General features: G+C 34.8%; 32 protein-coding genes and 1 pseudogene. 15 read left to right on the forward strand and 18 right to left on the reverse strand.

Annotation, left to right across the window (positions count from 1 at the left end; all coding sequences use genetic code 11):
• Positions 1 to 122: 122 nt before the first annotated feature.
• On the reverse strand, positions 123 to 2,192 hold the full coding sequence (locus EGX95_RS22630) for an LTA synthase family protein (protein ID WP_000873613.1): 2,070 nt from the start codon (positions 2,190 to 2,192) through the stop codon (positions 123 to 125).
• A gap of 290 nt (positions 2,193 to 2,482) precedes the next feature.
• On the opposite strand from EGX95_RS22630, the gene EGX95_RS22635 reads away from it, so the two are divergent.
• Positions 2,483 to 3,736, forward strand: a complete 1,254-nt coding sequence (locus tag EGX95_RS22635) for a glycosyltransferase family 39 protein (protein WP_000956217.1) — start codon at positions 2,483 to 2,485, stop codon at positions 3,734 to 3,736.
• 275 nt (positions 3,737 to 4,011) lie between these two features.
• Here EGX95_RS22635 and EGX95_RS22640 read toward each other — a convergent pair whose 3' ends face one another.
• Together EGX95_RS22640 and EGX95_RS22645 are read right to left on the reverse strand one after the other, a co-directional pair.
• Positions 4,012 to 4,242: a hypothetical protein gene (locus tag EGX95_RS22640; RefSeq protein WP_000227425.1), complete on the reverse strand. Its 231-nt coding sequence runs from the start codon at positions 4,240 to 4,242 to the stop codon at positions 4,012 to 4,014.
• Positions 4,243 to 4,253: 11 nt separating this feature from the next.
• The gene (locus EGX95_RS22645; RefSeq protein WP_000455572.1) at positions 4,254 to 4,550 is read right to left on the reverse strand and encodes a DUF3986 family protein; all 297 of its coding nucleotides are present in this window, start codon (positions 4,548 to 4,550) and stop codon (positions 4,254 to 4,256) included.
• Between the two features lie 120 nt (positions 4,551 to 4,670).
• On the opposite strand from EGX95_RS22645, the gene EGX95_RS22650 reads away from it, so the two are divergent.
• Genes EGX95_RS22650 through EGX95_RS22660 form a run of 3 tightly spaced genes read left to right on the forward strand, consistent with a single transcriptional unit; the run spans position 4,671 to position 7,253 of the window.
• Positions 4,671 to 5,678 carry an ABC transporter substrate-binding protein gene (locus tag EGX95_RS22650; RefSeq protein ID WP_000733213.1) on the forward strand — a complete coding sequence of 336 codons (1,008 nt, stop codon included), beginning with the start codon at positions 4,671 to 4,673 and terminating at the stop codon, positions 5,676 to 5,678.
• Positions 5,679 to 5,689: 11 nt separating this feature from the next.
• A complete protein-coding gene (locus tag EGX95_RS22655) occupies positions 5,690 to 6,454 on the forward strand; it encodes an ABC transporter ATP-binding protein (protein WP_000009050.1) in 765 nt (254 codons plus the stop codon).
• On the forward strand, positions 6,447 to 7,253 hold the full coding sequence (locus tag EGX95_RS22660) for an ABC transporter permease (RefSeq protein WP_000368795.1): 807 nt from the start codon (positions 6,447 to 6,449) through the stop codon (positions 7,251 to 7,253). The genes EGX95_RS22655 and EGX95_RS22660 overlap by 8 nt, the downstream gene beginning before the upstream one ends.
• A 34-nt stretch (positions 7,254 to 7,287) precedes the next feature.
• Here the strand turns inward: EGX95_RS22660 and EGX95_RS22665 are convergent, their stop codons facing one another.
• The gene (locus tag EGX95_RS22665) at positions 7,288 to 7,515 is read right to left on the reverse strand and encodes a hypothetical protein (protein ID WP_000849111.1); all 228 of its coding nucleotides are present in this window, start codon (positions 7,513 to 7,515) and stop codon (positions 7,288 to 7,290) included.
• Positions 7,516 to 7,729: 214 nt separating this feature from the next.
• Positions 7,730 to 8,845 carry a hypothetical protein gene (locus EGX95_RS22670; RefSeq protein WP_000827081.1) on the reverse strand — a complete coding sequence of 372 codons (1,116 nt, stop codon included), beginning with the start codon at positions 8,843 to 8,845 and terminating at the stop codon, positions 7,730 to 7,732.
• 93 nt (positions 8,846 to 8,938) lie between these two features.
• On the opposite strand from EGX95_RS22670, the gene EGX95_RS22675 reads away from it, so the two are divergent.
• Positions 8,939 to 9,613, forward strand: a complete 675-nt coding sequence (locus EGX95_RS22675; RefSeq protein ID WP_000617302.1) for an HAD family hydrolase — start codon at positions 8,939 to 8,941, stop codon at positions 9,611 to 9,613.
• A gap of 38 nt (positions 9,614 to 9,651) precedes the next feature.
• Here the strand turns inward: EGX95_RS22675 and EGX95_RS22680 are convergent, their stop codons facing one another.
• The 3 genes from EGX95_RS22680 to EGX95_RS22690 all read right to left on the reverse strand — a co-directional run bounded on the left by EGX95_RS22680 (position 9,652) and on the right by EGX95_RS22690 (position 11,181).
• Positions 9,652 to 10,191: a DUF3267 domain-containing protein gene (locus EGX95_RS22680; RefSeq protein WP_000370315.1), complete on the reverse strand. Its 540-nt coding sequence runs from the start codon at positions 10,189 to 10,191 to the stop codon at positions 9,652 to 9,654.
• A gap of 108 nt (positions 10,192 to 10,299) precedes the next feature.
• Positions 10,300 to 10,779, reverse strand: a complete 480-nt coding sequence (gene mutTA / locus EGX95_RS22685; protein ID WP_000276386.1) for an antimutator 8-oxo-(dGTP/GTP)ase — start codon at positions 10,777 to 10,779, stop codon at positions 10,300 to 10,302.
• Between the two features lie 84 nt (positions 10,780 to 10,863).
• A complete protein-coding gene (locus EGX95_RS22690) occupies positions 10,864 to 11,181 on the reverse strand; it encodes a hypothetical protein (RefSeq protein ID WP_000435818.1) in 318 nt (105 codons plus the stop codon).
• A gap of 83 nt (positions 11,182 to 11,264) precedes the next feature.
• On the opposite strand from EGX95_RS22690, the gene ytzI reads away from it, so the two are divergent.
• From ytzI to EGX95_RS22705, 3 genes are read left to right on the forward strand one after another with little or no spacing between them, the layout of a single operon-like run.
• Entirely contained in the window at positions 11,265 to 11,414 is a 150-nt protein-coding gene (ytzI, locus tag EGX95_RS22695) for a YtzI protein (protein WP_000472802.1), read from the forward strand.
• Positions 11,407 to 11,613, forward strand: a complete 207-nt coding sequence (locus EGX95_RS22700; protein WP_046940845.1) for a DUF3953 domain-containing protein — start codon at positions 11,407 to 11,409, stop codon at positions 11,611 to 11,613. Before ytzI ends, EGX95_RS22700 begins: the two co-directional genes overlap by 8 nt.
• Positions 11,614 to 11,627: 14 nt before the next feature.
• Positions 11,628 to 11,858 (forward strand): YczI family protein, encoded by a 231-nt coding sequence (locus EGX95_RS22705; protein WP_000911961.1) that lies wholly within the window; start codon positions 11,628 to 11,630, stop codon positions 11,856 to 11,858.
• A 495-nt stretch (positions 11,859 to 12,353) separates the two neighbouring features.
• Here EGX95_RS22705 and luxS read toward each other — a convergent pair whose 3' ends face one another.
• Complete coding sequence (gene luxS / locus EGX95_RS22710) at positions 12,354 to 12,827, reverse strand: S-ribosylhomocysteine lyase LuxS (RefSeq protein ID WP_001141369.1); 474 nt, start codon at positions 12,825 to 12,827, stop codon at positions 12,354 to 12,356.
• A 128-nt stretch (positions 12,828 to 12,955) separates the two neighbouring features.
• Between luxS and yidD the strand changes: the two genes are divergently transcribed.
• On the forward strand, positions 12,956 to 13,192 hold the full coding sequence (yidD, locus tag EGX95_RS22715) for a membrane protein insertion efficiency factor YidD (protein ID WP_000809333.1): 237 nt from the start codon (positions 12,956 to 12,958) through the stop codon (positions 13,190 to 13,192).
• Here yidD and EGX95_RS22720 read toward each other — a convergent pair.
• Positions 13,189 to 13,752 carry a beta-class carbonic anhydrase gene (locus tag EGX95_RS22720; protein WP_000838159.1) on the reverse strand — a complete coding sequence of 188 codons (564 nt, stop codon included), beginning with the start codon at positions 13,750 to 13,752 and terminating at the stop codon, positions 13,189 to 13,191. The genes yidD and EGX95_RS22720 overlap by 4 nt on opposite strands.
• 224 nt (positions 13,753 to 13,976) lie before the next feature.
• Here EGX95_RS22720 and cydA point away from each other — a divergent pair, with 224 nt between their 5' ends.
• A complete protein-coding gene (cydA, locus tag EGX95_RS22725) occupies positions 13,977 to 15,326 on the forward strand; it encodes a cytochrome ubiquinol oxidase subunit I (protein ID WP_001286199.1) in 1,350 nt (449 codons plus the stop codon).
• Positions 15,316 to 16,344 (forward strand): cytochrome d ubiquinol oxidase subunit II, encoded by a 1,029-nt coding sequence (gene cydB / locus EGX95_RS22730; protein WP_000017662.1) that lies wholly within the window; start codon positions 15,316 to 15,318, stop codon positions 16,342 to 16,344. The genes cydA and cydB overlap by 11 nt, the downstream gene beginning before the upstream one ends.
• Before the next feature lie 166 nt (positions 16,345 to 16,510).
• On the opposite strand, the gene EGX95_RS22735 is transcribed toward cydB, so the two are convergent.
• Together EGX95_RS22735 and EGX95_RS22740 are read right to left on the reverse strand one after the other, a co-directional pair.
• Positions 16,511 to 16,744: a spore germination protein gene (locus tag EGX95_RS22735; RefSeq protein ID WP_002028687.1), complete on the reverse strand. Its 234-nt coding sequence runs from the start codon at positions 16,742 to 16,744 to the stop codon at positions 16,511 to 16,513.
• Positions 16,745 to 16,826: 82 nt separating this feature from the next.
• Positions 16,827 to 17,645, reverse strand: coding sequence for an S-layer homology domain-containing protein (locus EGX95_RS22740; protein ID WP_001211242.1), 819 nt, complete (start codon positions 17,643 to 17,645; stop codon positions 16,827 to 16,829).
• Positions 17,646 to 18,355: 710 nt separating this feature from the next.
• Here EGX95_RS22740 and EGX95_RS22745 point away from each other — a divergent pair.
• Positions 18,356 to 19,390: a YdcF family protein gene (locus tag EGX95_RS22745; protein ID WP_000007819.1), complete on the forward strand. Its 1,035-nt coding sequence runs from the start codon at positions 18,356 to 18,358 to the stop codon at positions 19,388 to 19,390.
• A gap of 187 nt (positions 19,391 to 19,577) precedes the next feature.
• A complete protein-coding gene (locus EGX95_RS22750) occupies positions 19,578 to 20,450 on the forward strand; it encodes a YitT family protein (protein ID WP_000411240.1) in 873 nt (290 codons plus the stop codon).
• A gap of 96 nt (positions 20,451 to 20,546) precedes the next feature.
• On the opposite strand, the gene EGX95_RS22755 is transcribed toward EGX95_RS22750, so the two are convergent.
• The 5 genes from EGX95_RS22755 to EGX95_RS22775 all read right to left on the reverse strand — a co-directional run bounded on the left by EGX95_RS22755 (position 20,547) and on the right by EGX95_RS22775 (position 23,520).
• Positions 20,547 to 20,765 carry a hypothetical protein gene (locus EGX95_RS22755; protein WP_000180098.1) on the reverse strand — a complete coding sequence of 73 codons (219 nt, stop codon included), beginning with the start codon at positions 20,763 to 20,765 and terminating at the stop codon, positions 20,547 to 20,549.
• Between the two features lie 100 nt (positions 20,766 to 20,865).
• On the reverse strand, positions 20,866 to 21,681 hold the full coding sequence (locus EGX95_RS22760) for a DUF4247 domain-containing protein (RefSeq protein ID WP_000071209.1): 816 nt from the start codon (positions 21,679 to 21,681) through the stop codon (positions 20,866 to 20,868).
• Between the two features lie 12 nt (positions 21,682 to 21,693).
• Positions 21,694 to 22,200: a DUF4178 domain-containing protein gene (locus EGX95_RS22765; RefSeq protein WP_000051759.1), complete on the reverse strand. Its 507-nt coding sequence runs from the start codon at positions 22,198 to 22,200 to the stop codon at positions 21,694 to 21,696.
• Positions 22,201 to 22,221: 21 nt separating this feature from the next.
• Entirely contained in the window at positions 22,222 to 22,626 is a 405-nt protein-coding gene (locus EGX95_RS22770) for a DUF350 domain-containing protein (RefSeq protein ID WP_000220322.1), read from the reverse strand.
• Between the two features lie 228 nt (positions 22,627 to 22,854).
• Positions 22,855 to 23,520 carry a PspA/IM30 family protein gene (locus EGX95_RS22775; protein WP_000110282.1) on the reverse strand — a complete coding sequence of 222 codons (666 nt, stop codon included), beginning with the start codon at positions 23,518 to 23,520 and terminating at the stop codon, positions 22,855 to 22,857.
• 404 nt (positions 23,521 to 23,924) lie between these two features.
• Between EGX95_RS22775 and EGX95_RS22780 the strand changes: the two genes are divergently transcribed.
• A complete protein-coding gene (locus EGX95_RS22780; RefSeq protein WP_000737506.1) occupies positions 23,925 to 24,503 on the forward strand; it encodes a lipoprotein BA_5634 family protein in 579 nt (192 codons plus the stop codon).
• A 114-nt stretch (positions 24,504 to 24,617) separates the two neighbouring features.
• A pseudogene (locus EGX95_RS30840) lies at positions 24,618 to 24,737 on the forward strand (IS3 family transposase); the annotation flags it as partial.
• A 56-nt stretch (positions 24,738 to 24,793) separates the two neighbouring features.
• Here the strand turns inward: EGX95_RS30840 and EGX95_RS22790 are convergent.
• Positions 24,794 to 24,961, reverse strand: coding sequence for a FeoB-associated Cys-rich membrane protein (locus tag EGX95_RS22790; RefSeq protein WP_000989595.1), 168 nt, complete (start codon positions 24,959 to 24,961; stop codon positions 24,794 to 24,796).
• Positions 24,962 to 24,975 lie beyond the last annotated feature (14 nt).

Consider the following 24,975-nt stretch of genomic DNA (forward strand, 5'->3'; position numbering starts at 1 on the left):
CGATTACATTTTCATTTATACTAAAGGTACAAGTAATACTCCCTAAACCCAGCTTGTCTGGTTACCCCGTTAAATACTATAAAAAAGAACTTGTATCGTTATACAAGTTCTTTTTGTTTCTTTTATTTAAAAAGGATATCTTTACTATATTGATTTCCGACGAGTAAATCATATTGGAGTATTTTATATTGTTCTAACATTTCTTTTTGTTTCTTTGTTAAATCATTGATTACTTCTCCATTTTTATCAACTTTTAATTCATCTCTAAGTACTGGTATTTCCTTGTAAAATGCCGATAAAAATTGATAAAATACGGATTTATTTAATCCTGCATAATCAAAAATAAGATTAGAAAAATAAATTGGACTTACTACACCTAAATTATCATTTGGCATATCAAAGTTTGCGTACATTAATAGCGGCGTTTGGGCCATCGCTAAACGTTCGCTCGGTGTTTTTTCATTCGTTATATACCCATTCTCTTTATAAAAAGATTTATTTGTTCCTAATGATGGAAGATGATCTCCAAAGAATACTAATAATGTAGGTCTATCTAAATTATCTAGTTGCTCTATTAAATATTGAAGGGCCTCATCTGAACGTCTTAACCCTTCTGTATACGTCTCTAATTCTCCCTTTGATTCTTCATTTTCTAGCCCGCTAATTTCTATTAGGTTTTCACCAAATCGGCCCTCTGTAAATGGAAAATGATTTTGCATCGTAACTGCATGAATAAATGTAGGTTGTTTTTGTTTCTCTAACTCAGCAATTATCTCTTTACTCATCGCTAAATCACTAATATAATCTCCATCAACATCTACATTTTCCATCGTATCAGCTGCATTAAATTTATCAAATCCTAACACCTTATATACATCATCACGTTTAAAGAATGTGCGACCAAATGAATGAATTGCACTTGTGTAATACCCTTCTTTTTTCAACGCCGTAGGGATTGATGGAATTTCTTTCTTATTTGTAATAACCTGCTGATATGGTATAGAACCTGGCTTTAACAAACTCATTGAATAACTCGTTAATGCCTCAAATTCAACATTCGCCGTATTTCCCCCAAATGTAGGAGAAATAGTTTGTCCACCAGGAAAGTTTTCTATATAATGATGTAAATTTGGTACAGGATCTTCACTAAAAGAAAGGTTAGTTGCTTTCGTCGGATCCCAAAACGATTCACTCATTACAAAAATAATATTCGGTTTCTCTTTTTTCTTTTGGCTCCCTATATTTCCACTATATTGTTTTTTTATATCGTTTGCTATTTGAAGCATATTTTCTTTAGAATAATTTTTTGGTTTTTCCATAACTGTTGTATCTAAATTGCTAATAAACCCAAGTACAAAACCATTTGAAGCATAGTTCTCATTTTGATCCCACAAAACAAAATCTACACCTGATTTTTGAAATACTTTATTCATAAATGTGTTCGCAAAATTACCGTACGCATATAGAACAAAAATAGAACCTACTACTAATAAGGCTCTTATTCCTAGATGAGTCTTTACATTTTGAATATACCTTCTCATATATATCCCTGCTACAATACAAGCCACGATACTTAAGATAATGACAAAAATATAACTCCAGCTAAAATAGTCCATCACCATCGGTATAACAGATTGCATATGCATAATTTGTGTGAAATCAGAAGGATACAGCGGATCACCTCTAAAAATAAGCTTTAAATAATTCACAATACCTAAAATGACTAACGTACAGCTCGTTAAAATCATACTTAGAAAAACCTTGCCTATTAAATTATAAACAAGAATGTATATTGCATAAATTACTACAAAACTTAATATAAACTGCATGTTATACAAGTAAATCCAATTCATTGCCTCTATGAAACTCATATTAACTTGCATGACAATATAAAATAACGCTACTGTATGAGCTAGTAAAAATAATACAAAATGCACTCGTAGGGATGCCCTAAGTGTAGACATCTCTTTTTTATTAAAATGTGAAATATAAAATGTTATGCCCCATATGAAAATCATCATAACAATTAAAACAAGATTTTGATTTAAATGAGCTTTCATTATGTCTAAATTAAAAACCTTTAAAAGCATAAACAGCATAGTTATTACTAATAAAGTCACCATACTACTTATAATGCTAGAAATTAATATATTTCTTTTTGGAAGATCAAAAAGTGTAGAACCATACTTCAATTCATTCCCTCGTTTCTATGTCTTAATTTCCCCCGCATCGAAAGAACTATTTCTATTAAAATAACATATATGACATATTTCGTCTGCATACTTGCTTCTATCATAAATGTATTGTCTTAATATTCCCTTAGTAAACAGTTAAATTATGGCATACAAATTACTCATTCTTGAAAAACTTAATTTCAGCATTCCACTTTATGATATAATAACTATGTTTTGGAAATCCTTAATATTATTAAAGATTTCACATGAAAATACGAAAGAATTAATAAAAAAGGAGTTGCTCATTTTTGCTTACTAAGTTTAAGAGTTTGCCTAAAGCGGTATATGCAATTTTGGCGCTTTCTTTCCTGTTGCACGTTTTTTGTTTAGTAAAACAGCCAGGATTAGATGGAGAGTTAGTCAAAGTAACATATGGTGCAAATGATGCCTTTAACTATTCGTTAACAGCTGAACAACTATTAAAACATGGTGTATTTGGTTATGTGTATTTAGAACCTAGTGAAGTTCCAGGGAAAAATGCATATATCACACCAGGTCAGCCATTACTATTAGCTGGCGCTATGATTATTTCTGATATTACATCAATTCCTTACTATTACGTAGCAACTGTTATTAACATGATTATGAACCTATGCACAGTGCTATTAGTATTCTTAATAGGAAAAGAATTGTTCGAAAAAAACATTTATGGAATTGTTGCAAGTATTTTATATGCTATCTATCCAAGTAACTATACATACTTCCGTACATTGCTAACAGAAGTTCCATCCATATTCTTATTAGCGTTATGTGTATATGTATTTGTTCTCGCATGGAAATACAATAAAGTGAAATTCCATATATGGTTTGGAATTGTCGTTTCAATTTTACTTATGTTCCGTCCAAATCCAGCTCCAATGATGCTCATTCCTGTTCTTGTTGTATTATTTACATATGGATTTAAAGACTCCATTCGAATCGGATTGTTATGGTTTATCGGACCTTTCTTTATTATTGGTGCATGGGTTGTTCGTAACTATTTAGCACTCAACCAATTTATTTTATTCTCAACCCAAGGTGCTGATCCACTAATTGCGGGTGCTGATCCATTTAATAAAATTGGATATGAAAATATAGTAAATGAAATGAGAGCCAAAGGCTTAGATGACAAAGGGGCATACGCAAAAGAATTAATCAAGAACGGCTTTAAGACGGACTTCACTTATTGGTTCTCTTGGTTCACTGTCGGTAAAACAATTGAATTATTCAAAACAGCTCCTGCTGTAGACCAATACCGTATTCACAACTTTATGCAACTATGTCATAGAGTGTTTATCATCGGTACATTCTTGAGCAGCTTCTGCTTCATGCTAAATTCATTTAAACATAAACGCGTTATGATGTTAGTAGCAAGTTCTATTATTTACATTATCTTCTCAAACTTATTCTTAGCAATTAATCGCTATGGATTTTTCATTAATCCCCTTATGTGCTTAATTCTTGCATACGGATTAATTCACATTGTGCAGAAGCTTCCATTCTTCCGCACGAACCAAGCATAATAAGAAAGAGGTCGTCCAACGGTGGACGACCTCTTTCTTATTACCCCACACTTTACAAACAGCCAATTTATCCATTCTGTAATCACACTTTAATTCCGTATGTATGTGTTTCTGTATTTGTCAAAATATTTGTCAAAATATCTTTCACAATACTACTCACTATTTTACTTATAAATGCAAGTTTTTTACAACTATTGCTATAACGAAAAAATCCTGCCACAAGACAGGTTCTTTTCGTTATTTTATGATAAAAGAAAAAATCATTAGCATGTATATTATATAAAAGGAAACAGGCATATTTTCCATACGATACATACGAGTACAATAACTACAAAATCAAAAAAATCTAATCTCGGACCCTTTTTCATATTCATCTCTAGCCACATATGAACCCATTTTATCTTTGTATATTTTTGGATGTTTTTCTTTGCAAATCGGTAGATGAGCACTTGCATAATAAAAAATCCCACTACAAAAATGAATAAGAAAATGAGAAAATCGACCACAAAATTCCTCCTTATTTTTGCAGCGATTTTTCTACTATATGATTTTTCAAAACCCACTCTTCAAATTGAGCACTTCCAAATTCCCAACTAAGATCACGAGCATGTACAGAAAAAACGTAATAACCAGCATATTCGTCCATAAATTTCCCCGTCTCAATCCCATCTTTCTGAAGACCATATGCTCCAAAATTAAAATATACATCCCACACGTCTTCATTCTTCCGTTTATAAGCAATCGATTCCATATCACATTCTGTTCCGAAATAGTCAAGATGTAAATGTACGCTATCATCATATTCGTACTCCATTTTATCACCCCTTATATTTGTACTTCTTTATCCCCAAAAAAATTCCTGCTATCTACACTCACATATGGGCACTTACCTACATATCATGCTTGTAGAGTGACTTCTAGGAGGTGTTATATAGTGAAAAAATTAATAGCTGTTTTTTGTATCATGTTACTAGCTGTCTTCACACTTGTTGCTTGCAGTAGTAAAAAAGAAGATACGAAAGAACAAACTCAAAATGTTCGAGTCGGCGAAGTTACCCACTCTCTCTTCTATGCCCCGTTATATGTCGGGATTGAAAAAGGATTTTTTAAAGATGAGGGATTACATGTTGACCTCCAAACAACAGCTGGAGGAGATAAAACGATGACTGCCTTATTATCTGGCGGGATTGATATTGCTCTCGTCGGTTCTGAAACGTCCATTTACGTTCATCAACAAGGCGCAAAAGATCCCGTCATTAACTTCGCACAACTTACACAAACAGATGGAACATTTTTAGTTTCGCGTAAAAAATTAGACTCTTTTAATTGGAATGACGTAAAAGGTGTTACGTTTTTAGGACAGCGTAAAGGCGGTATGCCGCAAATGGTTGGAGAATACGTTTTAAAGAAAAATGGCATTGATCCTCACAAAGATACAAATTTAATCCAAAACATCGAATTTGCTAATATTGCAAATGCCTACGCATCTGGTACGGGAGAATTTGTCCAGCTCTTTGAACCGACTGCAAGTATATTTGAAAAAGAAGGTAAAGGTTATATCGTCGCTTCGTTCGGAAATGAATCTGGTACTGTTCCGTATACATCGTTCATGGCAAAAGAAAGTTTCTTAAAGAAAGATAAAGCTGCTGCTGAAAAATTCACACGGGCGCTGTATAAAGCACAACAATGGGTTGATACTCATAGCCCAGAAGAAATTGCTGATGCCGTTTCTCCGTTATTTAAAGACACTTCAAAAGACATTACAGTAAAAGTAATTGAACGGTATAAAAAGCAACATTCTTATGCGACAAATCCGCTATTAGATGCTGAAGAATGGAAACAGCTCCAAACGATTATGAAAGACGCTGGCGAATTACAAAAAGAAGTTCCATATGAAGCGCTCGTCAATACGAAAATTGCCGAGAGCGTTATTAAGAAATAGAGGCGAAGTGTATGAGCTTTTTACAAATACGTAACGTTTCTCACTGCTTTTTCGCAAAAGAGAATGCCAAATTGATTCTCGAAGATATGAGTTTACAAGTGGAAGAAGGCGAATTCATTTCGATACTTGGTCCAAGTGGTTGTGGCAAAACGACACTCCTCTCCATTATTGCCGGGCTGCTTGATCCAATTGAAGGTATCGTCTTTTTAGATGGTGAGCCCATTACAACGAAAACTTCATCTATGGGATATATGTTGCAGCAAGACTACTTGTTCCCTTGGAAGACAATTGAAGAAAATATTATGCTTGGACTTCATATCCGAAACATTTACGATGAACAGACGAAAGAACATACTTTACAGCTTTTAAAGCAAGTCGGTCTACATGATGTAGAGCAGCAATACCCTCGTGAACTATCCGGTGGTATGCGTCAACGTGCCGCCCTCGTTCGAACATTAGCGACCGATCCAAAAATTTTATTGCTAGATGAACCTTTTTCGGCGCTCGATTATCAAACGAAATTGAAACTAGAAAATCTCGTTTTCAGCTTACTACACAAATATAAGAAAACTTCACTACTCGTGACGCATGATATTGAAGAAGCCATTGCGATGAGTGATCGTATTTATTTGCTACAAGCGAATCCCGGAAAAATTGCAAAAACATTTATCGTCCCAGAAAGCATCCGTTCCTTATCACCGTTAGAATCACGCCATCACCATGACTTCCCATCCCTCTTCCAAAATATATGGAAGGAGCTGGAGCGTCTTGGATAATATAAAACAACTACATGAACAGTTTCGGAAAAAAGAACGCAGGCGCGCATGGTTAGCACGCTCTTTGCAACTTTTACTGCTCATTCTTCTCTTTGCACTATGGGAGATAGCTAGCAAAAAGGAATGGATTGACCCTTTACTCTTTAGCTCTCCTTCAAGCATTTGGGATCTCTTCCTTAATAAATGGATGGACGGTTCGCTTTTGGTTCACATATGGACGACATTACTTGAAACGGGAGTAGGCTTCATTCTTGGAACAGTGCTCGGAGCTATTATCGCTACTTTCCTTTGGTGGCTACCCCTTCTCGCCCGCGTACTCGATCCATATCTCGTCGTCCTAAACGCCATGCCAAAAGTGGCACTTGGTCCGATTATCATTGTAATCTTCGGCCCAAATATTTCTTCGTCAATTGCAATGGGAGTAATCATTTCTATCATCATTACCATTCTCGTTATTTACAGCGCATTTCAAGAAGTCGATTCTAACTATATAAAAGTGATGGACACATTTGGCGCAAATAAATGGCAATGTTATAAACAAGTCGTTCTCCCTGCATCTTTCCCAGCCATTATTTCAACATTAAAAGTGAACGTTGGATTATCGTGGGTCGGTGTTATATTCGGCGAACTTCTCGTCTCTAAACAAGGCCTTGGCTACTTAATTAGCTACGGATTCCAAGTATTTAATTTCACACTTGTCTTACTAAGCGTACTACTCACATGCGTCCTCGCAACACTTATGTATGTGTTTGTTGAGGCATTTGAAAAACTTCTAATTGGGAAACGAAAAAGAAGCTGACTTAGAGCGATAGACTATAGTCAGCTTCTTTCTTTTACTTTTTATCACACATCTTTGTTTCATTTTTAACATTTCCATCCGCAACCGTAACTGTATGGAAACAATCTTTCACACGTACTGTAACGACATTATCTTTTCGATCTATTACATGATAATCACTAAACTTTTTATCCAATGCACTACGAATTTGCTCCCCTTCAAAAATCGGAAAACCGTGAGACATTACCCAAATGAGACCAGCGACAGCAAGAATCGTTTTCATACGTTTCATTACCTCCTCGAGAGTAAACTTATAGTCCCTATAACACGCGCATTATAATTGTGTCTAAATTGTGACATTTTTATACTAATTCTATTTTATAGTGATAGTTCCTTCTTCTTTTTAATAAAAATACAGAATTTTCAATTTTATCAACATGAAAAACGCAAAGAACTAAAATTCTTTACGTTTTCTTAACTAACATATATAACTCACATTAGTTTCCACTTTGTTGTTCTATCGTTTTCGAAATATCATATAATCCAGACAACACTTCCGCTCTCATTTTTACAAGCTCAGGGAATTGATAGAAAAAGGCGATTTTTTTATATTTTAACTCTGTTCCTTCCTTCACCTTTTTTGAATCTTGTAAAATAAACGCTGTAAACGTATCTGCAATATCTTCCGCTACATTTGACGTTCCATACTGTGAGACAAACTCATCATGCTTTTCTTTAAAAAATTCAATTTGCGTTTCTTCACTTTCTTCTACTTTCTTTTCTGTCCACTCCTGCTCAATAGACTTCCAGAAAGAATTATAAAATTGATTAATATAAGAGTTTTCCTCCGCACATCCCTCTTGTAAGAAAAGATTTCCACATTTATTTCTGTACGTTAAAATATCTTTATCCTCTTCAAAATCCTTTATATAGTTTTCATCTACTGGTATTTGCTTATGCCCGAGCGTCAACACGTGAGCTGTCTCATGAATTAATGTTTTCATCACTTCATCGATATTTACTGCAGAATCAAGCGTATCTAAGCTAAGAGTCCAGTCTTTCGGATTCTCTATACTAGGCATAACGTGAGCAACAACACCGTCATAACCATCCGTTATTAAATCAAATTCTGTTATATTCTCGCGATATTTAGCTGGAATGAGCGTGCGATACATATCCCACAAGTCTTCATGATACCCTCTATCTTGACGTTGTTGCAGTACTTCTTCTTTCGCTTCTTTATCTTCAGCAAATACTTTATTTAAACGTTTCCGTTCTATTTTTTCAAAATAAGGATCTACAATTTCATCACCATCAATATAATAAGAAGCTAAAAAGAAATAATTTTCATCATCATCTTCTTTTTTCTGCTCTGCCTCTTTCATATCCGCACTTTCATGCTCTTCTATTTCATAATCTTCTACTGCTTCAAGCTCAGATAATCCATCTATTTTTTCATATACTTTTTGAAGTTTCTTATCTCCTATTTCCACACATTCTTCGTCTGTTTTACACACTTCTTTTTCTTTCACACTCTTCATAGAACTTTCGCATCCTGCTAGTAAGCCGATTGCAACGATAACCACTACTAACTTTTTATACAGTCTCTTCATACAATCCTCCATCATTCCATTCTACAAAAATATAATAATCTCTTTTTAACGAATATGCGATAATTAATTATAAAAATTGCAAGGAGGTTACCCATGATTCGAGCAGTCCTATTCGACTTAGATGGAACACTATTAGACCGTCATCAATCTTTAGAACAATTTATTCATGATCAATATAATCGCTTTGCCTCTCACTTAATGACCATAGAAAAATCCGAGTATTGTTCTCGATTTCTCGAACTAGATAATAATGGCTATACGTGGAAGGATAAAGTATATGCTACTCTCCTTTCCGAATACAACATTACTACTTTAACGCAAGAGCAACTGCTGCACGACTACATTACAAATTTTCAACATCATTGTATCCCTTTCCAAAACATGCATGAATTACTTCGACGTTTAACACAACAAAATATTAAAATTGGTATTATTACAAACGGCTTTACTGACTTTCAAATGAATAATCTTCGCGCACTAAACATACATACGTATACAAATACAATTCTCGTTTCAGAAGCGGAAGGAATAAAAAAACCGCATCCTGAAATTTTCGAAAGAGCTTTAAAAAAGCTAGATGTGAAGGCAGAAGAATGTCTTTACGTTGGGGATCATCCTGAAAATGATGTACTGGGTTCTGAACAAGTAGGGATTCTTGGTGTTTGGAAAAGAGATTCATTTTGGGGTGATTTTGAGCATTCACGTGTGGTGGATGATTTGTTGGAGGTGCTTTCGCTTTTAGAGATAGAGACAAAAACAAGACAATAGTAAAAGGAGGCTTCGTTTCCCGGACGCCTCCTCTTCCTTTATGATTCATATACTGTAAACTGCGGTTTACTCGGATGATCTTTCACTAGCGCATCATCTGGAAACTTTGAAACTTTTTGATATAAGGCAATGTCACCGATACAACTCGCTGTTAGTAAAATTCCTAAAAATGAGAGTGGCTCCAGATTCATAACTAATCCCAATACAATTGGCAAAATTCCAGTCGGTAAAAACGGTAACATTAACACTTTCTTCATTTGCTTTACTGTAATCGCCTGTTTAGAATGAGCATATGCAACACCTAATTTCCAATTGACGCCCCATTTTAGTTCACTCCACGGAACACCTCCGATATAACGAAATCCAATTAAATGTATTGCCTCATGAATACAAACGAAAACAATCATTCCAATAATCAAAAGAAACATAACGGGCAATGTAAATTCAAATTGCACCCCGCCTGAAAGAAATATATGCAAATAACCAATTCCAAACGCCAAAGCGAATATTATAAGAAGTGCATAGATATTTAATTTAACCATCGAAACAGTAACAGTCGTTTCTTTTCTGTTATCCATCTTCCTCCTCCTAAAATGTAAATATATCTTTACAAAATTGTATAATATACCCAAAATAATGTAAAGATATATTTACATTTGATCTTATAAAAAAAGAAATCGGCCACTTTACTTCGTAAAACAGCCGATTTCTTCTATATGTTTCATCGTACGCGCCAATACATCGTCGCGCATTATAAAGCTAAATTTTCTATCCGTTTTAATGTTGTCAGGAATGTCTGTTAATAAAACAGAGCCTTTCGTTTCTTCGTAATGCGTATGTTCTTCTACCGCACTAATTGTTGCAAAATAAATGTTTTTAATGATTATTTTGTCTTTTCCAGATACTTTATATTGTCCTAAGTAAGTTAAATCAGAAACTATGCCGCCGGTTTCTTCATGAACCTCTCGAACTGCCGCTTCTTCCGGTGTTTCCCCTAGTTCTACTTTTCCACCTGGAAATTCAAGACCGCGACGTAAATGATGCGTTAATAACCATTGATCCCCGTACCGGCATACAACCCAAACATGCTTTGGCTCAGGAGAAAATGGATAACGTTCAAACGATAATTGTACAGTGTTGTGGTAATAATCTTTAAATTTGTACATGCCATTACTCCCCTATTGATGGTTACAAGTTTTTCCTACCACAAATTGTAGCATATTCTCGCTTTTCTGCATAATATTATCCAATTATAATCCATTGATTATTCCCATTTGCGCGACTAATTCTTTCGTCTCATGATTTCCTAAATCGTAAATCATTTTATATGCTTTTTGTAGTTGTTCATCATATCGGTCATTATTTGAATCATGATGATACTCAACAAATGGAACGTGGGAGCGTACAAATGAACCTAAATCCTCTACATACGCTTGATCAAAGTACTCTCTTAACTCCGTAATTTCCTCATCATTTGCGGAAATCTCAAAATTATACGTATCCGCTGTCTTCACTTGTGAAATTTGACCGTTTGCTATTGATATATAATATGTTTTTTTCTGCTCCATGTAACACCCTTCTTTCATCCTTTTTATTTCTATTGTTTTCATCAATTACAAAATTATGTAAAATAAAGAAAAGGAGGGATTCCATGTTTAAAATATTAATTATCGGTATTATAATCGTCCTAGTCATATTAGTACTCTCCGTCATGACGATTAATAAAGGCTACGCTTATAAACATTCCGTCGATAAACCAGAAGATAACCCGTATACAAAAAACAGCAAGAAGAATTCATAATACGCTTCGTATACTACTACTTATTTTAGGCCACATCATATCCAGTATTCGTTTACTAGCAGTTCAACATAACTTTCTACCACTTTCACAATTTCTATTAGGAGCTTTACTATTCCTTATTGCCCTTGAACAAATAAAGAAAAAAGATTCAGGAACCGGATTTATTTGGATTTTCCTCATCATTAGCTATATAAAATAACAGGGGGGATATATATGCTAAAGGGATTACAGATTATTTTTGCACTCATTGCATTATGTATAGTAATTTACGGATATTTTACTGGTAATAGAGAAATGATGCCTTATATGTTCATTTTCTTAGGATTAATGACTTTCACTATAGGACTAGGAGAAATAAAACAAGACAGAAAATCTAGTGGTATATTTGCTTTCATAGCTGGAGCTGGTGCTTTATTTCTTAGCTTCTCAGAAATATTCCGATAAATAATCTATTTAAGGGGGAATTACATGCTAATTGGTTTACGGATTGTTTTAGGACTTTCCACGCTTCTCATACTCACTCTTTGCACTTATATCCAGATTACCGATCATTTCTCACTTCTCCCATACGTACAATTTATTCTCAGTTGTTTCTTTATTCTTGTCGGAATTAACGAATTTATATCCGGACGAAAATCAATGAGCATTCCGTTTTTTTTCGTTTCTATTCTTACACTCTTCGTTCTCATATCAAACTACCTTCGCTACGTATAGAATGAAATCTTGAGCAATTTCGCATTTACAAGCACGTAATAAAATAGGGATGATTTTTTTGTCAGTTTTTGTCGGTAAGTCGATATTCCATGTCGAAACGTCGATATATTAAAAAAATCGTTGATATATTTCAAGTTACGGTCGATATATTCGAAAAATCGTCGATATAATTTTATTTATTATCATGACAAAAAAAAACTGCCCTTTCACAGGCAGTTTTTCTTCCTATCCAAATACTTTCTCAAGTTCATCTTTATCTTGGCTTAACCAGAAGTTCATTAAGCGTTTTGCTCCTTCTAAATCGTGAAGCTTCGCTTGACCACATTGCGTTTCATTTGCAGCTGGAATTTCTGTAATTTGAACCGCATCTTTTAATGTTAATTCTAATAAATCAATGATTTCTCGAACTGTCGGTGTTCCGCTTACTACAAGGTAGTATCCTGTTTGGCAGCCCATTGGTGAAATATCGATAATATCGAAATGCGGATAACGATCAATATATTTACGTAAATTAAATGCTAATAAATGTTCTAACGTATGAATAACATCTGGTTTCATCGCTTGTTTATTCGGTTGGCAAAAACGAATATCAAATTTATTTACAATACCGTCACTACCTACATTGTGAACTCCGCAATGTCTTACATAAGGTGCCTTTACAATCGTATGATCTAATTCAAAGCTTTCTACTGATGGCATACAACATCTCTCCCGCTTTTAATTTAATTCCGTTATATCCAATATGATATAACGGAAATGCACATTAGTAAAGTATTATGTACAGTCGTGCTATAATACTTTAAGAATATGCTGAAAAGGAGATCGTTATGAAACAGATTTTTATTGGGATTATACGCTTTTATCAAAAGTTCATTTCTCCGATGACACCACCCACTTGCCGCTTTTATCCAACTTGTTCTCATTACGGATTAGAGGCGTTTCAAAAGCATGGTGCACTCAAAGGCTTTTGGCTTACTTGTAAGCGTATATTAAAATGTCACCCTTTCCACCCAGGAGGATTTGATCCTGTCCCAGATAAAAAGGATGACAAAGTACATTCTTAATTGTCGTAACCATTCACAACTAAATCTAATTTTCCTGTATCAGGATCGATAACAAGACCGTGAACAGGTACTTCTTCCGGAAGTAATGGGTGGTTGCGAAGTACTGATACGCTATGTTCTACACTTTCTTCTACACTAGAGAAACCGCGCAAGAATTGTTCTAAATCGATTCCAGAATAACGAAGCATATCTAATTTCTCTTCTGTTATACCGCGCTCTTTCATTTTCTCAATCGTACTACTTGCTTGAATTTTTGCCATACCACAATCATGGTGACCAACTACACATACTTCATCAGCGCCAAGTTCGTATACAGCGACCAAAATACTACGCATAATACTTCCAAATGGATGTGAAATAACAGCGCCTGCTACTTTAATAATTTTCACATCGCCGTTACGCATATTCATCGCTTTCGGCAATAGTTCAACAAGTCTTGTATCCATACAAGAAATAATGACCATCTTTTTATTTGGAAATTTCCCCGCTACAAACTCTTCATACTTTTTCTCTTCCACAAATTTCTCATTGTATTGCAAAATCTCTTCTAATGACTTCATAGTAAAAGGCCCTCTTTTCTCTCGTTTACACTACATAAATAGTGTACCAAAATATGAAAAACTCAAAAAGGATATCGCTTTATAGTAAAAATAAGATATTTTCAGATAATCGACATAATTCTTTCAAAATATACACACAGCTTTGTAACAAGTCTCACATACTTTAAACGCATTTTCACTATAAACTGATTGTAGATAATGTAAAAAAGGAGTGAATATTTATTATGTCCGACGTTCTGTTACTGAGTCGTTTTCAATTTGCAATTACTGTTTTTTATCATTTTTTATTTGTACCTTTGACAATCGGACTTGTTATTTTAGTAGCGTGTATGGAGACTCAATACGCCCGCACATTGAATCCAACATACCGCAAAATGGCAAATTTCTGGGGTAAATTATTTACAATTAACTTCGTAATGGGGATTATAACCGGGATTACGATGGAATTCCAATTTGGAACAAACTGGTCTGAGTACTCCAAATATATGGGAGATATTTTCGGATCACCTCTCGCAATCGAAGCACTCGTTGCCTTCTTCTTAGAATCTACTTTCATGGGAATATGGTTATTCGGTAAAGACAAAATTTCACCAAAGTTCCGTGCCTTCTGTATGTGGATGGTTGCACTTGGAACAAATATTTCCGCCCTTTGGATTATTACAGCAAACGGCTTTATGCAAAATCCTGTTGGCTACGTCGTGCGTAACGGCCGCGCTGAATTAAATGATTTCTGGGCACTCGTTACGAATCCATACGCTTGGAATATGTTCTTCCATACTGTAGTTGGTTGTTATATTGTTGGTGCTTTCTTCGTTATGGCAATTAGTGCCTATCACTTATTACGTAAGAATGAAGTTGAATTCTTCAAAAAATCATTTAAATTTGGCTTAATGTTAGGCTTATTCGCCGCAACAATTACACCGTTTATGGGACATCAATCTGGTGTATCAGCAGCTAAATATCAACCAGCTAAAGGTGCTGCGATGGAAGCTGTTTGGGAAACTGGAAAAGGACAAGGCTTCTCGATTGTTCAAATTCCTGATGTAAAAAACGAAAAGAACTTTGAATTCCTAACGATTCCAAAGTTAGGAAGCTTCTTCTATACAAATTCATTTGATGGCGAAATTGTTGGTTTAAAAGATATTCCGAAAGAAGATCGTCCAAATGTTAACCTCGTGTACTATAGCTTCCGCTTAATGGTTGCCCTTGGTATGTTCTTTATGGCATTAACTTGGTACGGTTTCTACTTAAACCGAAAAGGAAAACTAGAAAACTCAAAACGTTACTTAAAAATGACAATATGGTCTGTTTTACTACCATATATCGCAATTAACGCTGGTTGGATTGTTGCCGAAGTAGGTCGTCAACCATGGACAGTTTATAAACTCATGCGTACAGCGGAATCTGTATCACCTATATCTGTCCCGCAAATTTGGTTCTCATTAATTAGTTTAATCTTGTTCTACACTTTACTTTTAATCGCAGACGTATACTTAATGCTGAAGTTCGCGAAAAAAGGACCCGCAGCATTAGAAGAACCTGCTACTGAAGGAGGTGCGGCTCATGTCTCATGATATGCTTGCAATCATCTGGTTTGGTTTATGGGGCGTGATTTGGACAGTTTACTTTATTCTTGATGGGTATGCACTTGGTAACGGAATGATTTTCCCTTTCGTTACGAAAGACCGACAAGAACGAAATCAATTACAAGAAGCAATTGGCCCGTTCTGGGGCGGTAATGAAGTGTGGTTAATTACAGCTGGTGGCGCAACATTTGCTGCCTTCCCAGTCACATATGCAAATATGTTTAGTTATCTATATACACCGTTATTCTTAGTATTACTTGCACTATTTGCTCGTGCTGCTGGACTTGAGTTCATGCATAAAGATGATTCACCAATTTGGCAAAAAACTTGTAAATGGGCATTTGCAATTGGTAGTTTCTTAATTGCTTTCCTATTCGGTGTTACATTTGCTAATCTTTATTACGGACTGCAAATTGGAAAAAATGGCTATGAAGGAAATTTACTTAGCTTACTAAACCATTATGGTATTTTAGGAGGGTTGTTCTTCACTGCTATATTCGTCGTATCTGGTGCCCTTTGGGTTATGATTAAAACGACTGGTGAAGTATCTGACCGTGCTTATAAAATCGCAAGACCATTTTCAATGGCAGCTGCTATCATTTTAGCTATTTTCTATGTAGCAACTGCAAATCGTACAAATTTATTCCAAAACTTCACAGAGTACCCGGTACTATTCATTCTTCCAGTACTTGCAATGTTAATGAGTGTACTCGCACTTATTATGGTGTACAAACATAAAATCGGTCTTGCATTCACATTCGTTTGCTTAACAATCGCAATGTTTATGACAACTGGCTTTGCGGGTATGTTCCCAAGAATGTTACCATCTCGTATTAATGATGCTTATAGTACAACGTTATACAACGCAGCTGGTAGTCAATTAAACTTAAAAATTATGTTCTTCGTTGCAATGGTTATGGTACCAATTGTTATTGGATATCAACTTTGGAGTTACAGTATCTTTAAAAATAAAATTCATAAAGACTCTGCTAAAGGGTATCACTAAAATGAAAAAAGACACTTCGGTTGAAGTGTCTTTTTTATACGTATGATTTTCGATAAGATGTTATATTTCTAATCTAACAACTATAATACAGAAGAATCATTAACAGCTCACAGCTAGATTGTAGCACAGGGTAAGTTCATCATTTGATGCAATTTTGCATATTTCTCTATAAAGTAAACTGCATTCCCTGATCATTCACATCGCTATCTCCTACATCCGCTGTACTAACCCCGCTAAATGTTTGTACTTTAATCCCTGTATTCGATGATCCCGATCCATTATAAGCTTTCGTTTTTTCAATCGGCTGCACGTTATATTTATCTCCTAAATTAATCGTTCCGTTGCAGTTTTCAATAATAACGCCTTCCACAACTGACGGCATTTTGTCACCCACTTTCATTTCCTTACTTTCATTTTATGAAAAGCTCCTAAAAAAATAGCATGTCTCCATAAGAAAAAGCACTCAAATTGAGTGCTTTTTCTTATTTACCTTTTTTCTTTTTCTCACAAGCAATTCCATCGCCATCACGGTCTAAATGCTTACCATAATACGGGCTATCTCTTGTAATGTCATAATATCCCGCATCGTTTGCTTCTTTACAGTTCGCAAAACGTTTCGGATCTGGTTTCACTTCCGGTTTTACTTCTGGTTTCGGTTGTGGCTGTGGTTGTTTTGCTCCTGGTCTTTCTTCAAATGGTAACGTTGCATTATATAAGAACTGAACGTATTGCTCACGACTTACATGCATTTTAGGTGCGAATTTACCATCACCAGTTCCAGCCGTAATATAATTTGATTTAATTGCAGTAATCGCAGGATTCGCCCATCCATTTCTATCTACATCCGGGAAATTATGATCCCCTCTAATTTGCAATTGGAATCCTCTTGTCAAAATTTGTGCCATTTCTTCACGAGTTAACGAATCTTTCGGTCTAAATTTTCCTGTGTTATCTCCAACAAATATACCCATCTCTGTTAAAGCAAGAATCTCTTTTTTAAACATAGTTGAACGATCCGTAATATCTTTATATGGATTGTTATACTGTTCTTTTACTGTCGGTTTTAAATGGCGGAACATAAGAGCTGCAACTTGCTCACGCGTTACATCATCACCAAATCCAAAAATCCCATTTCCGTATCCAGCAACAACGTTTTTATTTGCTAAATCCATAATTGCTTTATAAGACCAATGATTGTTTGGAACATCTTTAAAACCTGCGCTTGCCTCCGCTGTTCCAATTGAAGTAAATGCTGTAGTTGCAACAAGTGCACCTGTTAAAATTAATTTTTTAAATCTCATACTTAAGTCTCCTTCTCTTTCCATAATAACCATTTAACAATATAACAAATTATTCAAATGTACTTTGTCATATTCTGTCGAACACAAAAAAGAATCCTGCAGGATTCTTTTTTGCTAAGCATGAATGGCAATTTTGGAGACAGTTGACTTCTTCAAAAATTTATTAGGGGTAATATTTTGAAAAAGAAAGCCTTTCATATGTAGGTTAACACTACTGGAATATATAGTAAATTGATAATATTTATACGGAAGATTGCTAATGTTTAGTATAGATACTTTCCACTATACCAACAGTGAAAAGTATCTACATGAAACAACAAAAAAGGCGCCTTCAAAGAAGATGCCTTTCATAAACAGACACTATAAAACAGAATTATTTATTGTTATACGATTGTTAGATACAAAAAGTAGAGGGAAATGTTTGTATTACATTCTGTTTTATAAAGTATGTCTACCACTTATATTTTAATCCTCTTCACTTGAAAATAAATATAATATGCATAATTACATACGAAAAAGAAAAGACACTCCATAGAGTGCCTCTTCAACCATTTTACTTTTAATATATCGCTTTACATACATTGTAACATATGTATCCATATATTTTATTGAGAAAATTCTAAATCATTTTTTCTTTCGTTTTCAATTATAAAATCATGTAATATAAAAGGTATGTCAAATTCTTATACAAATTGAGGTGTACTATATTTATGTCTTTCGGAATCATTCCTCTTATATTGTTTATTATTTTTCTTATCTCCTATTTAAAAGATCCACGAAAAATAATAAATGGGTTTTTATTTAATACTTTTATCTGTTTTTTCCTTCTGTTTTGTATACTTGTCTCTTGGAACTCCAGTAATACTATCCTAGGCTACATAATAGTCTTACCTATTTTAGCACTTATCGTTATGATTCCTTTTGGTATTGTTGCTTTAATGTTTGGACTATTTCTGAATGCGAGAATTTTAATGAAACGAGAAGGCCGACGTTTTACTAACTGTTTAACACTTATTGCTGCTTTAGGTATTTTATTCTGTATATTATTCCTTTTCATAAGTCCAGCAAGTTTCTTCTCATCACATTTCCAGCCTATTTTCGCTGGTATTTCTCTTATAACCGTATATTTCTTTATACACTTATCTAACTTCTTAAGCGCTTATTTTCTATATCAATTCAACAGACCAAGGCGTAATCAAGATTTCATTATCGTTCTCGGTAGCGGCTTAATTAATGATAAAGTACCACCTTTACTTGCAAGTCGTATTCATAAAGCGATCGACTTTTACTGGAAACAAGCCACTGTGAATACGCCACCAACAATTATTTTCTCTGGTGGACAAGGTCCAGATGAAGGCCTTCCTGAAGCAGAAGCGATGCAAAAGTACGCTGTTGAAAAAGGAATTCCGCTTGAACATACAGTGCAAGAAAATCGCTCTGTAAACACATATCAAAATATGTTGTTCTCTAAAGAAATTATGGATTCTTTAAAACCAGACGGTAAGTATAAAAGTATTTTTACAACGAATAATTTCCACCTTTTCCGGGCTGGTATATATGCAAGACAAGCAGGGCTTAATAGCCAAGGAATCGGATCAAAAACAGCCTTTTATTATTGGCCTAATGCAATGATTCGTGAATATGTCGCAATTATTGTGATGGGACGTAAACGTCATATGAAAGTTTGCGGAGTTATTTTAGGATTTTCTTTATTCCTATCCTTACTTAGTTTTATCATTTCTTAATAGTCTCCCATCCTTTGAAAGGATGGGATTTCTTATACTCATTTCAAAAATATTTTAAAGTTAATATGGTCATAATATTCCCTGCATACATCCATTAAAGGAGAATTTTTTCAAATAAAATGTTAAAATAAAATTTAAGTGTGAATGACGTAACAAATAAGAAACTAGTTTGAAACGAGGAAATCATATGGAGAAAATTATCAAAAACAAGCCCAATAAGCTTAAAATCGCTTCAAAAGCTTTGATGATTATTATTGGGGCATTTATTACAGCGTACGGATTAGAGGCAGTATTAATTCCAAATAACGTATCAGACGGTGGTGTAACTGGTTTAAGTATCGTTAGTTCAAGATTATTTGGATTGCCATTAGGAGCTCTAATCGCAGTTATTAACATTCCTTTCGTTTGGTTAGGATATAAGCAAATCGGTAAAAGCTTTGCGATTTATTCTATTATCGGGATTGCTTCATTAGCAATAGGTACCGTTGTCATGCACGGAATACCAGCTATTATTGAAGGCGATACATTATTAGTTACAGTTGTTGGTGGTATTATCATCGGTTTTGGTATGGGACTAGCATTGCGTAATGGCGGGGCATTAGATGGAATCGATATGCTAGCTGTATTGCTTTCTCGTAAGTTACCATTTGGAACGAGTGACCTTATTTTATTCTTAAACATGTTCGTATTTATTTTCGTATCAACCGTATTCGGTCTTCAAGGAGCTATCCTTTCGGCAATTGCTTACTTTATTGCTTCGAAAGTGATTCATATCGTTGAAGTTGGTTTAAGTGGTTCGAAAGCATTTAAAATCATTACGAAAGAGCCTGAATTGATGGTAGAAACCATTCGTGATCGTTTAGGCCGAAGTGCAACATATAACGAAGTATACGGCGGTTATTCTAGAGAGAAATTCAAAGAAATTTCTTGTGTAATTAACCGTTTAGAAGAAAGTAAAATGAAAGAACTTATTAATGAAATCGATCCACACGCCTTTATTACAGTTTATGACGTAGCAGAAGTAAAAGGCGGTAACTTTAAGAAACGTGATATTCATTAATCATTATGAAAGAAGAGGGTGTGCCAATATGTTGGCACACCCTCTTCTTATTATTTGTCAGTAAGTCGATATATTCCAATAATCGTTGATATATTTTTACTCGCCCCATCTTCCCCCGCTCTTAATCCATGCCACGTATTTTTGAAAGGCTGGCACTTCTTGTTGAAAACGAAGCGGAACATATAGAAAAAGAGTACACGTACATAGTATCCATAGAATACCTACTACAAAGTGAAATTTCATCGTTGTGCTAATAAACAAACTTAAGAATAATACGAGGAACATAATTACACTAAATCTTTTATACATAGTCATAATAATCTCCTCCTTATAACTTCATTGTACCAGCTATAAGGAATTAATTTCCATAATAAAAAAAAGACCAAAAAGCAAATTTCACTTTTCGGTCTCTCTACTATCTTCTCTTCGTAATCTTTCCTGAACCACCGACCCTCGTTTTTGGGGGAGATGTATTCCTTGGCGGCGTTTTAATAGATGATTTCGGCTTCACATCTGATCCGCTCGAACCACCTGGTGTTTTCGTTATTTTCCCTTTGCTTCCAGTAGAAGGCGGAGGCGTGCTGCTTCCTTTTTTCGTAATACTTCCTGTATCTCCTACAGAAGATTTCGAATCTACATTATCGCCACGCTTAATGATAGACCCTTTCCCTTCCTTCGTAATTGGAGGCGGGGTTTTCTTTTCTTCTTTCGTAGGCGGTCTCTCTGGAATAACTGGTTTATGATTTTGTCTGTCATTATATCCGCGATAATCACCGTACGATGATTTTCGTGAACCGAATATATCATTTAATATACTACCCATAATATATCCTTGCAGGAAGGACGGTTGGTAATTTTGACGGACAAACTCTTTATTACTTATTTCAATTAACGTATCAGATGGCTTCTCTTTATCCTTTTGCAGATTATAAATCTTATCAGAATAAACGAGGAACATTTGATTTTCGTCTTCTTTAGATGCTTGCTGCGGTTCTCTTTCATTAATGAGTTCCTTTGCGACTTCTGGAACTGACCGATTGGCGGCCCTATACACGTAAGATTCTTGTTTACCTTCCTTTGCGACAGATTCAAGTGGATAACGGTCTTGAATCGACTTTGTCTGTCCGCCCTGACAACCTGATAAGGCATATCCAGCAACAACAAGTAATGTAACGATAGCAAGTATAGGGATCACGAACGATTTAATCATGGTAAACAATCGGTTTGACATGATTACGCCCCCTTACGTTGCTCTTATAATTTGTACATCAGCGGGAATAATTGCTTCTCCCTCATACATCATTGTGCGACCATTTTGCCATTCAATACGTAATAATTTTCGATTATCCGATTGGAACTCCCATACATACTGTTCTTCTGAAGCTGAGAATGGTGTTTTCCCCATCACAACAACACGTCCGTTATATTGCTCTTCCATATGGTACTCTGTATCATCCATCTCAATTGTCGTCGGAATTTCATCAATCGAATCTAAACGACCATCAATTGGTGTATATAATTTGTAATACGTATTTTCACGATCTTCAATTTTTAAATAACGAATATCTTTCCCGTCTTGCAGTGTTAAAACAATTTCTTTACGAGAATGCATACTCGTTTTCCCAATTAATTCATACATGACTAATGAAACTTCAACCATATCGCCAGGAGCTAACGTTAACAAACTTTTCTCTGGTTTCGGCGGTTCTGGGCTTTTCATTATATTTTTAATTCGTTTAAATAAACTCATGAGCTACCCCTCCTTCTCTCTTTATAAACAAGCACCTAAAATAAGTGCACCCACAATATGTAATGATCCGGCCAACATCGCGTGCGCAACACTGCCTTCTTTCGTACCTTCTTCTAAATCTAAACCAGCCATTTTCTTTAACACAAATTCGATAAACATTTCTACCACTAATAAAATAACGAAAGAAACTGCTGATGCAAGTAGCGCTTGCCATAAGTCATTTGCTTTCGTTATCGATTGAGATAAAATGTACCCTTGTGCGAATAATTTCATAACGAAACGAGTTGTTACAGCTGTATTCCCATTTTTTATTTCTTTTAAGTCATTGTATTTAGTAAAAATTGAATCAACCCACATAATTGCAAATAAAAGTACTGCACTCGCTCCAGTCCATACAAGCATGGCTAATACATTTGTCCATGTCATTGCAAAACCTCCTCTAAATATAAAGTGAAACTTTAATCAGTGGGGAGGTGTTCATTCCCCGCTGATTATTAGTTGAACCAATCGGGCATTTACGGGCAGTAGATCTCCCCCCACCTCTCTGCTTTCACAAAAAGTAGAGGTGGGAGTCTTACTGCCCGTTAATGCGGGGTAATAGAAAACCGACATGAATTTGTTTAGACATGTCGGTTCATTTGTCTCTATTCTATATTATTTCTCATACTGCTTCATAATACGAGCTAATTCATCGTCAACAGCAGAATTTTTGTTTAAGCTTGCGAATTCATCATCTAATGATTTTTCTTTCTTGTACACTTCACCGCTTGCTTCTGCTTCAGCCTCTAATTGAAGAGCTTTCTCTTCCATACGGCTTAAACCAGCTTTCGCTGAGTTTGAATCAAATCCAGACATCGCCTGATTAATATTCTTTTGTGCTTTCGCCGCATTTACACGTGCTACAAGTGTCTCACGTTTATTTTTCAGCTCAGTTAATTGCTTACGCATTTCTTCTAGCTTCAGGCGCAGATTATCAGCAGCAACTTTATTTTGCTCATAGCTTGCTTTATACTCATTCATCTTTTGCTCTGCATTTTGTTTTTCTTCTAATGCACGGCGCGCAAGATCTAAGTTGTTAGCTTGAACAGCCATATGAGCTTGCTCTTCACGTTTTTTCACAAGCGCTTCTTGCTCTTCAAATAAGATTTTGAATTTCTTCTCAAGTGCAATTTGAGCGGCTACACTTTTCTCAGCTTCTTGTACATCCGCTTGCATATCGCGTAAATATTGATCCGTCATCTTAACTGGATCTTCCGCTTTTTCAATTAATGAATATACGTTCGACATTGTTAAATCTCTTAATCGTTTAAATACAGACATCTAAATTCCTCCTATGATATACCTCATATTTCAAATTCACTACTTGGAAAACTGAAAAATCTCCCTTTACAGTAAAGAATATTCATTTTTACAGCCTATGTGTTTATTATAACAAAACTAATATGTCCTTACATGTTATTTCCAAAATACATCCATTATAATATGACATTCTATATATAATATTGTATTTCTAATATATTCTCATTATCCCTCTTTAAAATTAACTTACTTTTGTGCAATTTCACTAAATTACATAAGTGTAATGTTACTGTAAGCTAACTCGATAGTTGCGTCTCCCTATTTCTTATACACTAATACCAGAAGCAACAAAACAAGCTTCTCATCATTTCAAAACTAATACAAAAATTGTATTTACTATAAAACAGATAAAAGGAGAAATCATCATGAAAAAATTAGTAGGAATCGGATTAGCAGCAGCAATTTCACTTGGAGCATTATCAGGTTGTTCTTTATTAGGAGAGAAAGCAAACGGTTTTGTACTGTACGGAACAGAAGATCAAGTAACACAAATTGCAGATAAAAACAAAAAAGAAGTGAAAGAAAAAGACTTCTATAAAATGAAAATGACAACATTAGAAGGTAAAAAAGTTCTTGTCATGGATAAGAAAACTGGTGAAGAACTTGTAAAAAAAGAATTGCTTAACAAAGTGGATGAAAAAGACGATACGAAACCACTTGATAAATTACCAGCTGTAACAGCAGAGCAAGGTGTATTATTTGCTAAAGAAAAAGTAGAAAATGCTACACTTGATGGAGCAAAATTAAAATATGAAGGCAACACAATTATCGGCAGTGGCCGTGCATATGCCGACATGTTCGCAATTGTTGATGATGCAACTTACGGAAATGTAAAAGGTGAAGAAAAATCTGTAGGTGTATTAAAATTCGATAAAGATCCAAGTAAAGAGTTCCCTGGAAAGAATGGTGTAGAATCATCACAACTTGTAAAAATTAAAAAGTAAAACAAAAAAGCTTCACGAAATGAAGTGCACCCCAATTGTTAGACACATAATTAACAATTGGAGGTGCATTTTTTATGGCTAAATTTTCTTCAAAGGATAAAATACAAGCAGTAAATGGAACAATTTAAGCAAGAACTAGAAACTTATATTTATTACTACAATCATAAAAGAATTAAAGCAAAACTAAAAGGATTGCCCCCTGTGCAATACAGAGTTCAATCCTTAGTAGCTAGCTGCTTAATATATTTGTCTAACTTTTTGGGTTCAATTCAAATTCGAAAAGCTTTTTTCTATTTATGAGCAATTTGCTCCATATCCGGACTACAAGTATTCGACTGACACGACTTATTTAAAGAACATGCCGCGCATTTTCCTTTTTTACTTCTCTTTACAAAATTAACTAACGTGTATGCTGCATAACCAAAAATGATAGCTCCAATTATAATATTGACCATCATCACAATACATCTCC

It is taken from the genome of Bacillus sp. FDAARGOS_527 (assembly GCF_003812125.1).
Lineage (GTDB): Bacteria > Bacillota > Bacilli > Bacillales > Bacillaceae_G > Bacillus_A > Bacillus_A paranthracis.

Excerpts from the sequence above, each read along its gene's own strand:
- EGX95_RS22735 (WP_002028687.1), bottom strand. The coding sequence starts at position 16,744 with ATGAAAGTGGGTGACAAAATGCCGTCAGTTGTGGAAGGCGTTATTATT.
- EGX95_RS22655 (WP_000009050.1), top strand. The coding sequence starts at position 5,690 with ATGAGCTTTTTACAAATACGTAACGTTTCTCACTGCTTTTTCGCAAAA.
- ytzI (WP_000472802.1), top strand. The coding sequence starts at position 11,265 with ATGTTTAAAATATTAATTATCGGTATTATAATCGTCCTAGTCATATTA.
- yidD (WP_000809333.1), top strand. The coding sequence starts at position 12,956 with ATGAAACAGATTTTTATTGGGATTATACGCTTTTATCAAAAGTTCATT.
- EGX95_RS22670 (WP_000827081.1), bottom strand. The coding sequence starts at position 8,845 with ATGAAGAGACTGTATAAAAAGTTAGTAGTGGTTATCGTTGCAATCGGC.
- EGX95_RS22755 (WP_000180098.1), bottom strand. The coding sequence starts at position 20,765 with ATGACTATGTATAAAAGATTTAGTGTAATTATGTTCCTCGTATTATTC.
- mutTA (WP_000276386.1), bottom strand. The coding sequence starts at position 10,779 with ATGTACAAATTTAAAGATTATTACCACAACACTGTACAATTATCGTTT.
- EGX95_RS22750 (WP_000411240.1), top strand. The coding sequence starts at position 19,578 with ATGGAGAAAATTATCAAAAACAAGCCCAATAAGCTTAAAATCGCTTCA.
- luxS (WP_001141369.1), bottom strand. The coding sequence starts at position 12,827 with ATGCCATCAGTAGAAAGCTTTGAATTAGATCATACGATTGTAAAGGCA.
- EGX95_RS22740 (WP_001211242.1), bottom strand. The coding sequence starts at position 17,645 with ATGAGATTTAAAAAATTAATTTTAACAGGTGCACTTGTTGCAACTACA.
- EGX95_RS22705 (WP_000911961.1), top strand. The coding sequence starts at position 11,628 with ATGCTAAAGGGATTACAGATTATTTTTGCACTCATTGCATTATGTATA.
- EGX95_RS22665 (WP_000849111.1), bottom strand. The coding sequence starts at position 7,515 with ATGAAAACGATTCTTGCTGTCGCTGGTCTCATTTGGGTAATGTCTCAC.
- EGX95_RS22780 (WP_000737506.1), top strand. The coding sequence starts at position 23,925 with ATGAAAAAATTAGTAGGAATCGGATTAGCAGCAGCAATTTCACTTGGA.
- cydB (WP_000017662.1), top strand. The coding sequence starts at position 15,316 with ATGTCTCATGATATGCTTGCAATCATCTGGTTTGGTTTATGGGGCGTG.
- EGX95_RS22690 (WP_000435818.1), bottom strand. The coding sequence starts at position 11,181 with ATGGAGCAGAAAAAAACATATTATATATCAATAGCAAACGGTCAAATT.
- EGX95_RS22675 (WP_000617302.1), top strand. The coding sequence starts at position 8,939 with ATGATTCGAGCAGTCCTATTCGACTTAGATGGAACACTATTAGACCGT.
- EGX95_RS22770 (WP_000220322.1), bottom strand. The coding sequence starts at position 22,626 with ATGACATGGACAAATGTATTAGCCATGCTTGTATGGACTGGAGCGAGT.
- EGX95_RS22760 (WP_000071209.1), bottom strand. The coding sequence starts at position 21,681 with ATGTCAAACCGATTGTTTACCATGATTAAATCGTTCGTGATCCCTATA.
- cydA (WP_001286199.1), top strand. The coding sequence starts at position 13,977 with ATGTCCGACGTTCTGTTACTGAGTCGTTTTCAATTTGCAATTACTGTT.
- EGX95_RS22645 (WP_000455572.1), bottom strand. The coding sequence starts at position 4,550 with ATGGAGTACGAATATGATGATAGCGTACATTTACATCTTGACTATTTC.
- EGX95_RS22765 (WP_000051759.1), bottom strand. The coding sequence starts at position 22,200 with ATGAGTTTATTTAAACGAATTAAAAATATAATGAAAAGCCCAGAACCG.
- EGX95_RS22775 (WP_000110282.1), bottom strand. The coding sequence starts at position 23,520 with ATGTCTGTATTTAAACGATTAAGAGATTTAACAATGTCGAACGTATAT.
- EGX95_RS22720 (WP_000838159.1), bottom strand. The coding sequence starts at position 13,752 with ATGAAGTCATTAGAAGAGATTTTGCAATACAATGAGAAATTTGTGGAA.
- EGX95_RS22680 (WP_000370315.1), bottom strand. The coding sequence starts at position 10,191 with ATGGATAACAGAAAAGAAACGACTGTTACTGTTTCGATGGTTAAATTA.
- EGX95_RS22745 (WP_000007819.1), top strand. The coding sequence starts at position 18,356 with ATGTCTTTCGGAATCATTCCTCTTATATTGTTTATTATTTTTCTTATC.
- EGX95_RS22790 (WP_000989595.1), bottom strand. The coding sequence starts at position 24,961 with ATGATGGTCAATATTATAATTGGAGCTATCATTTTTGGTTATGCAGCA.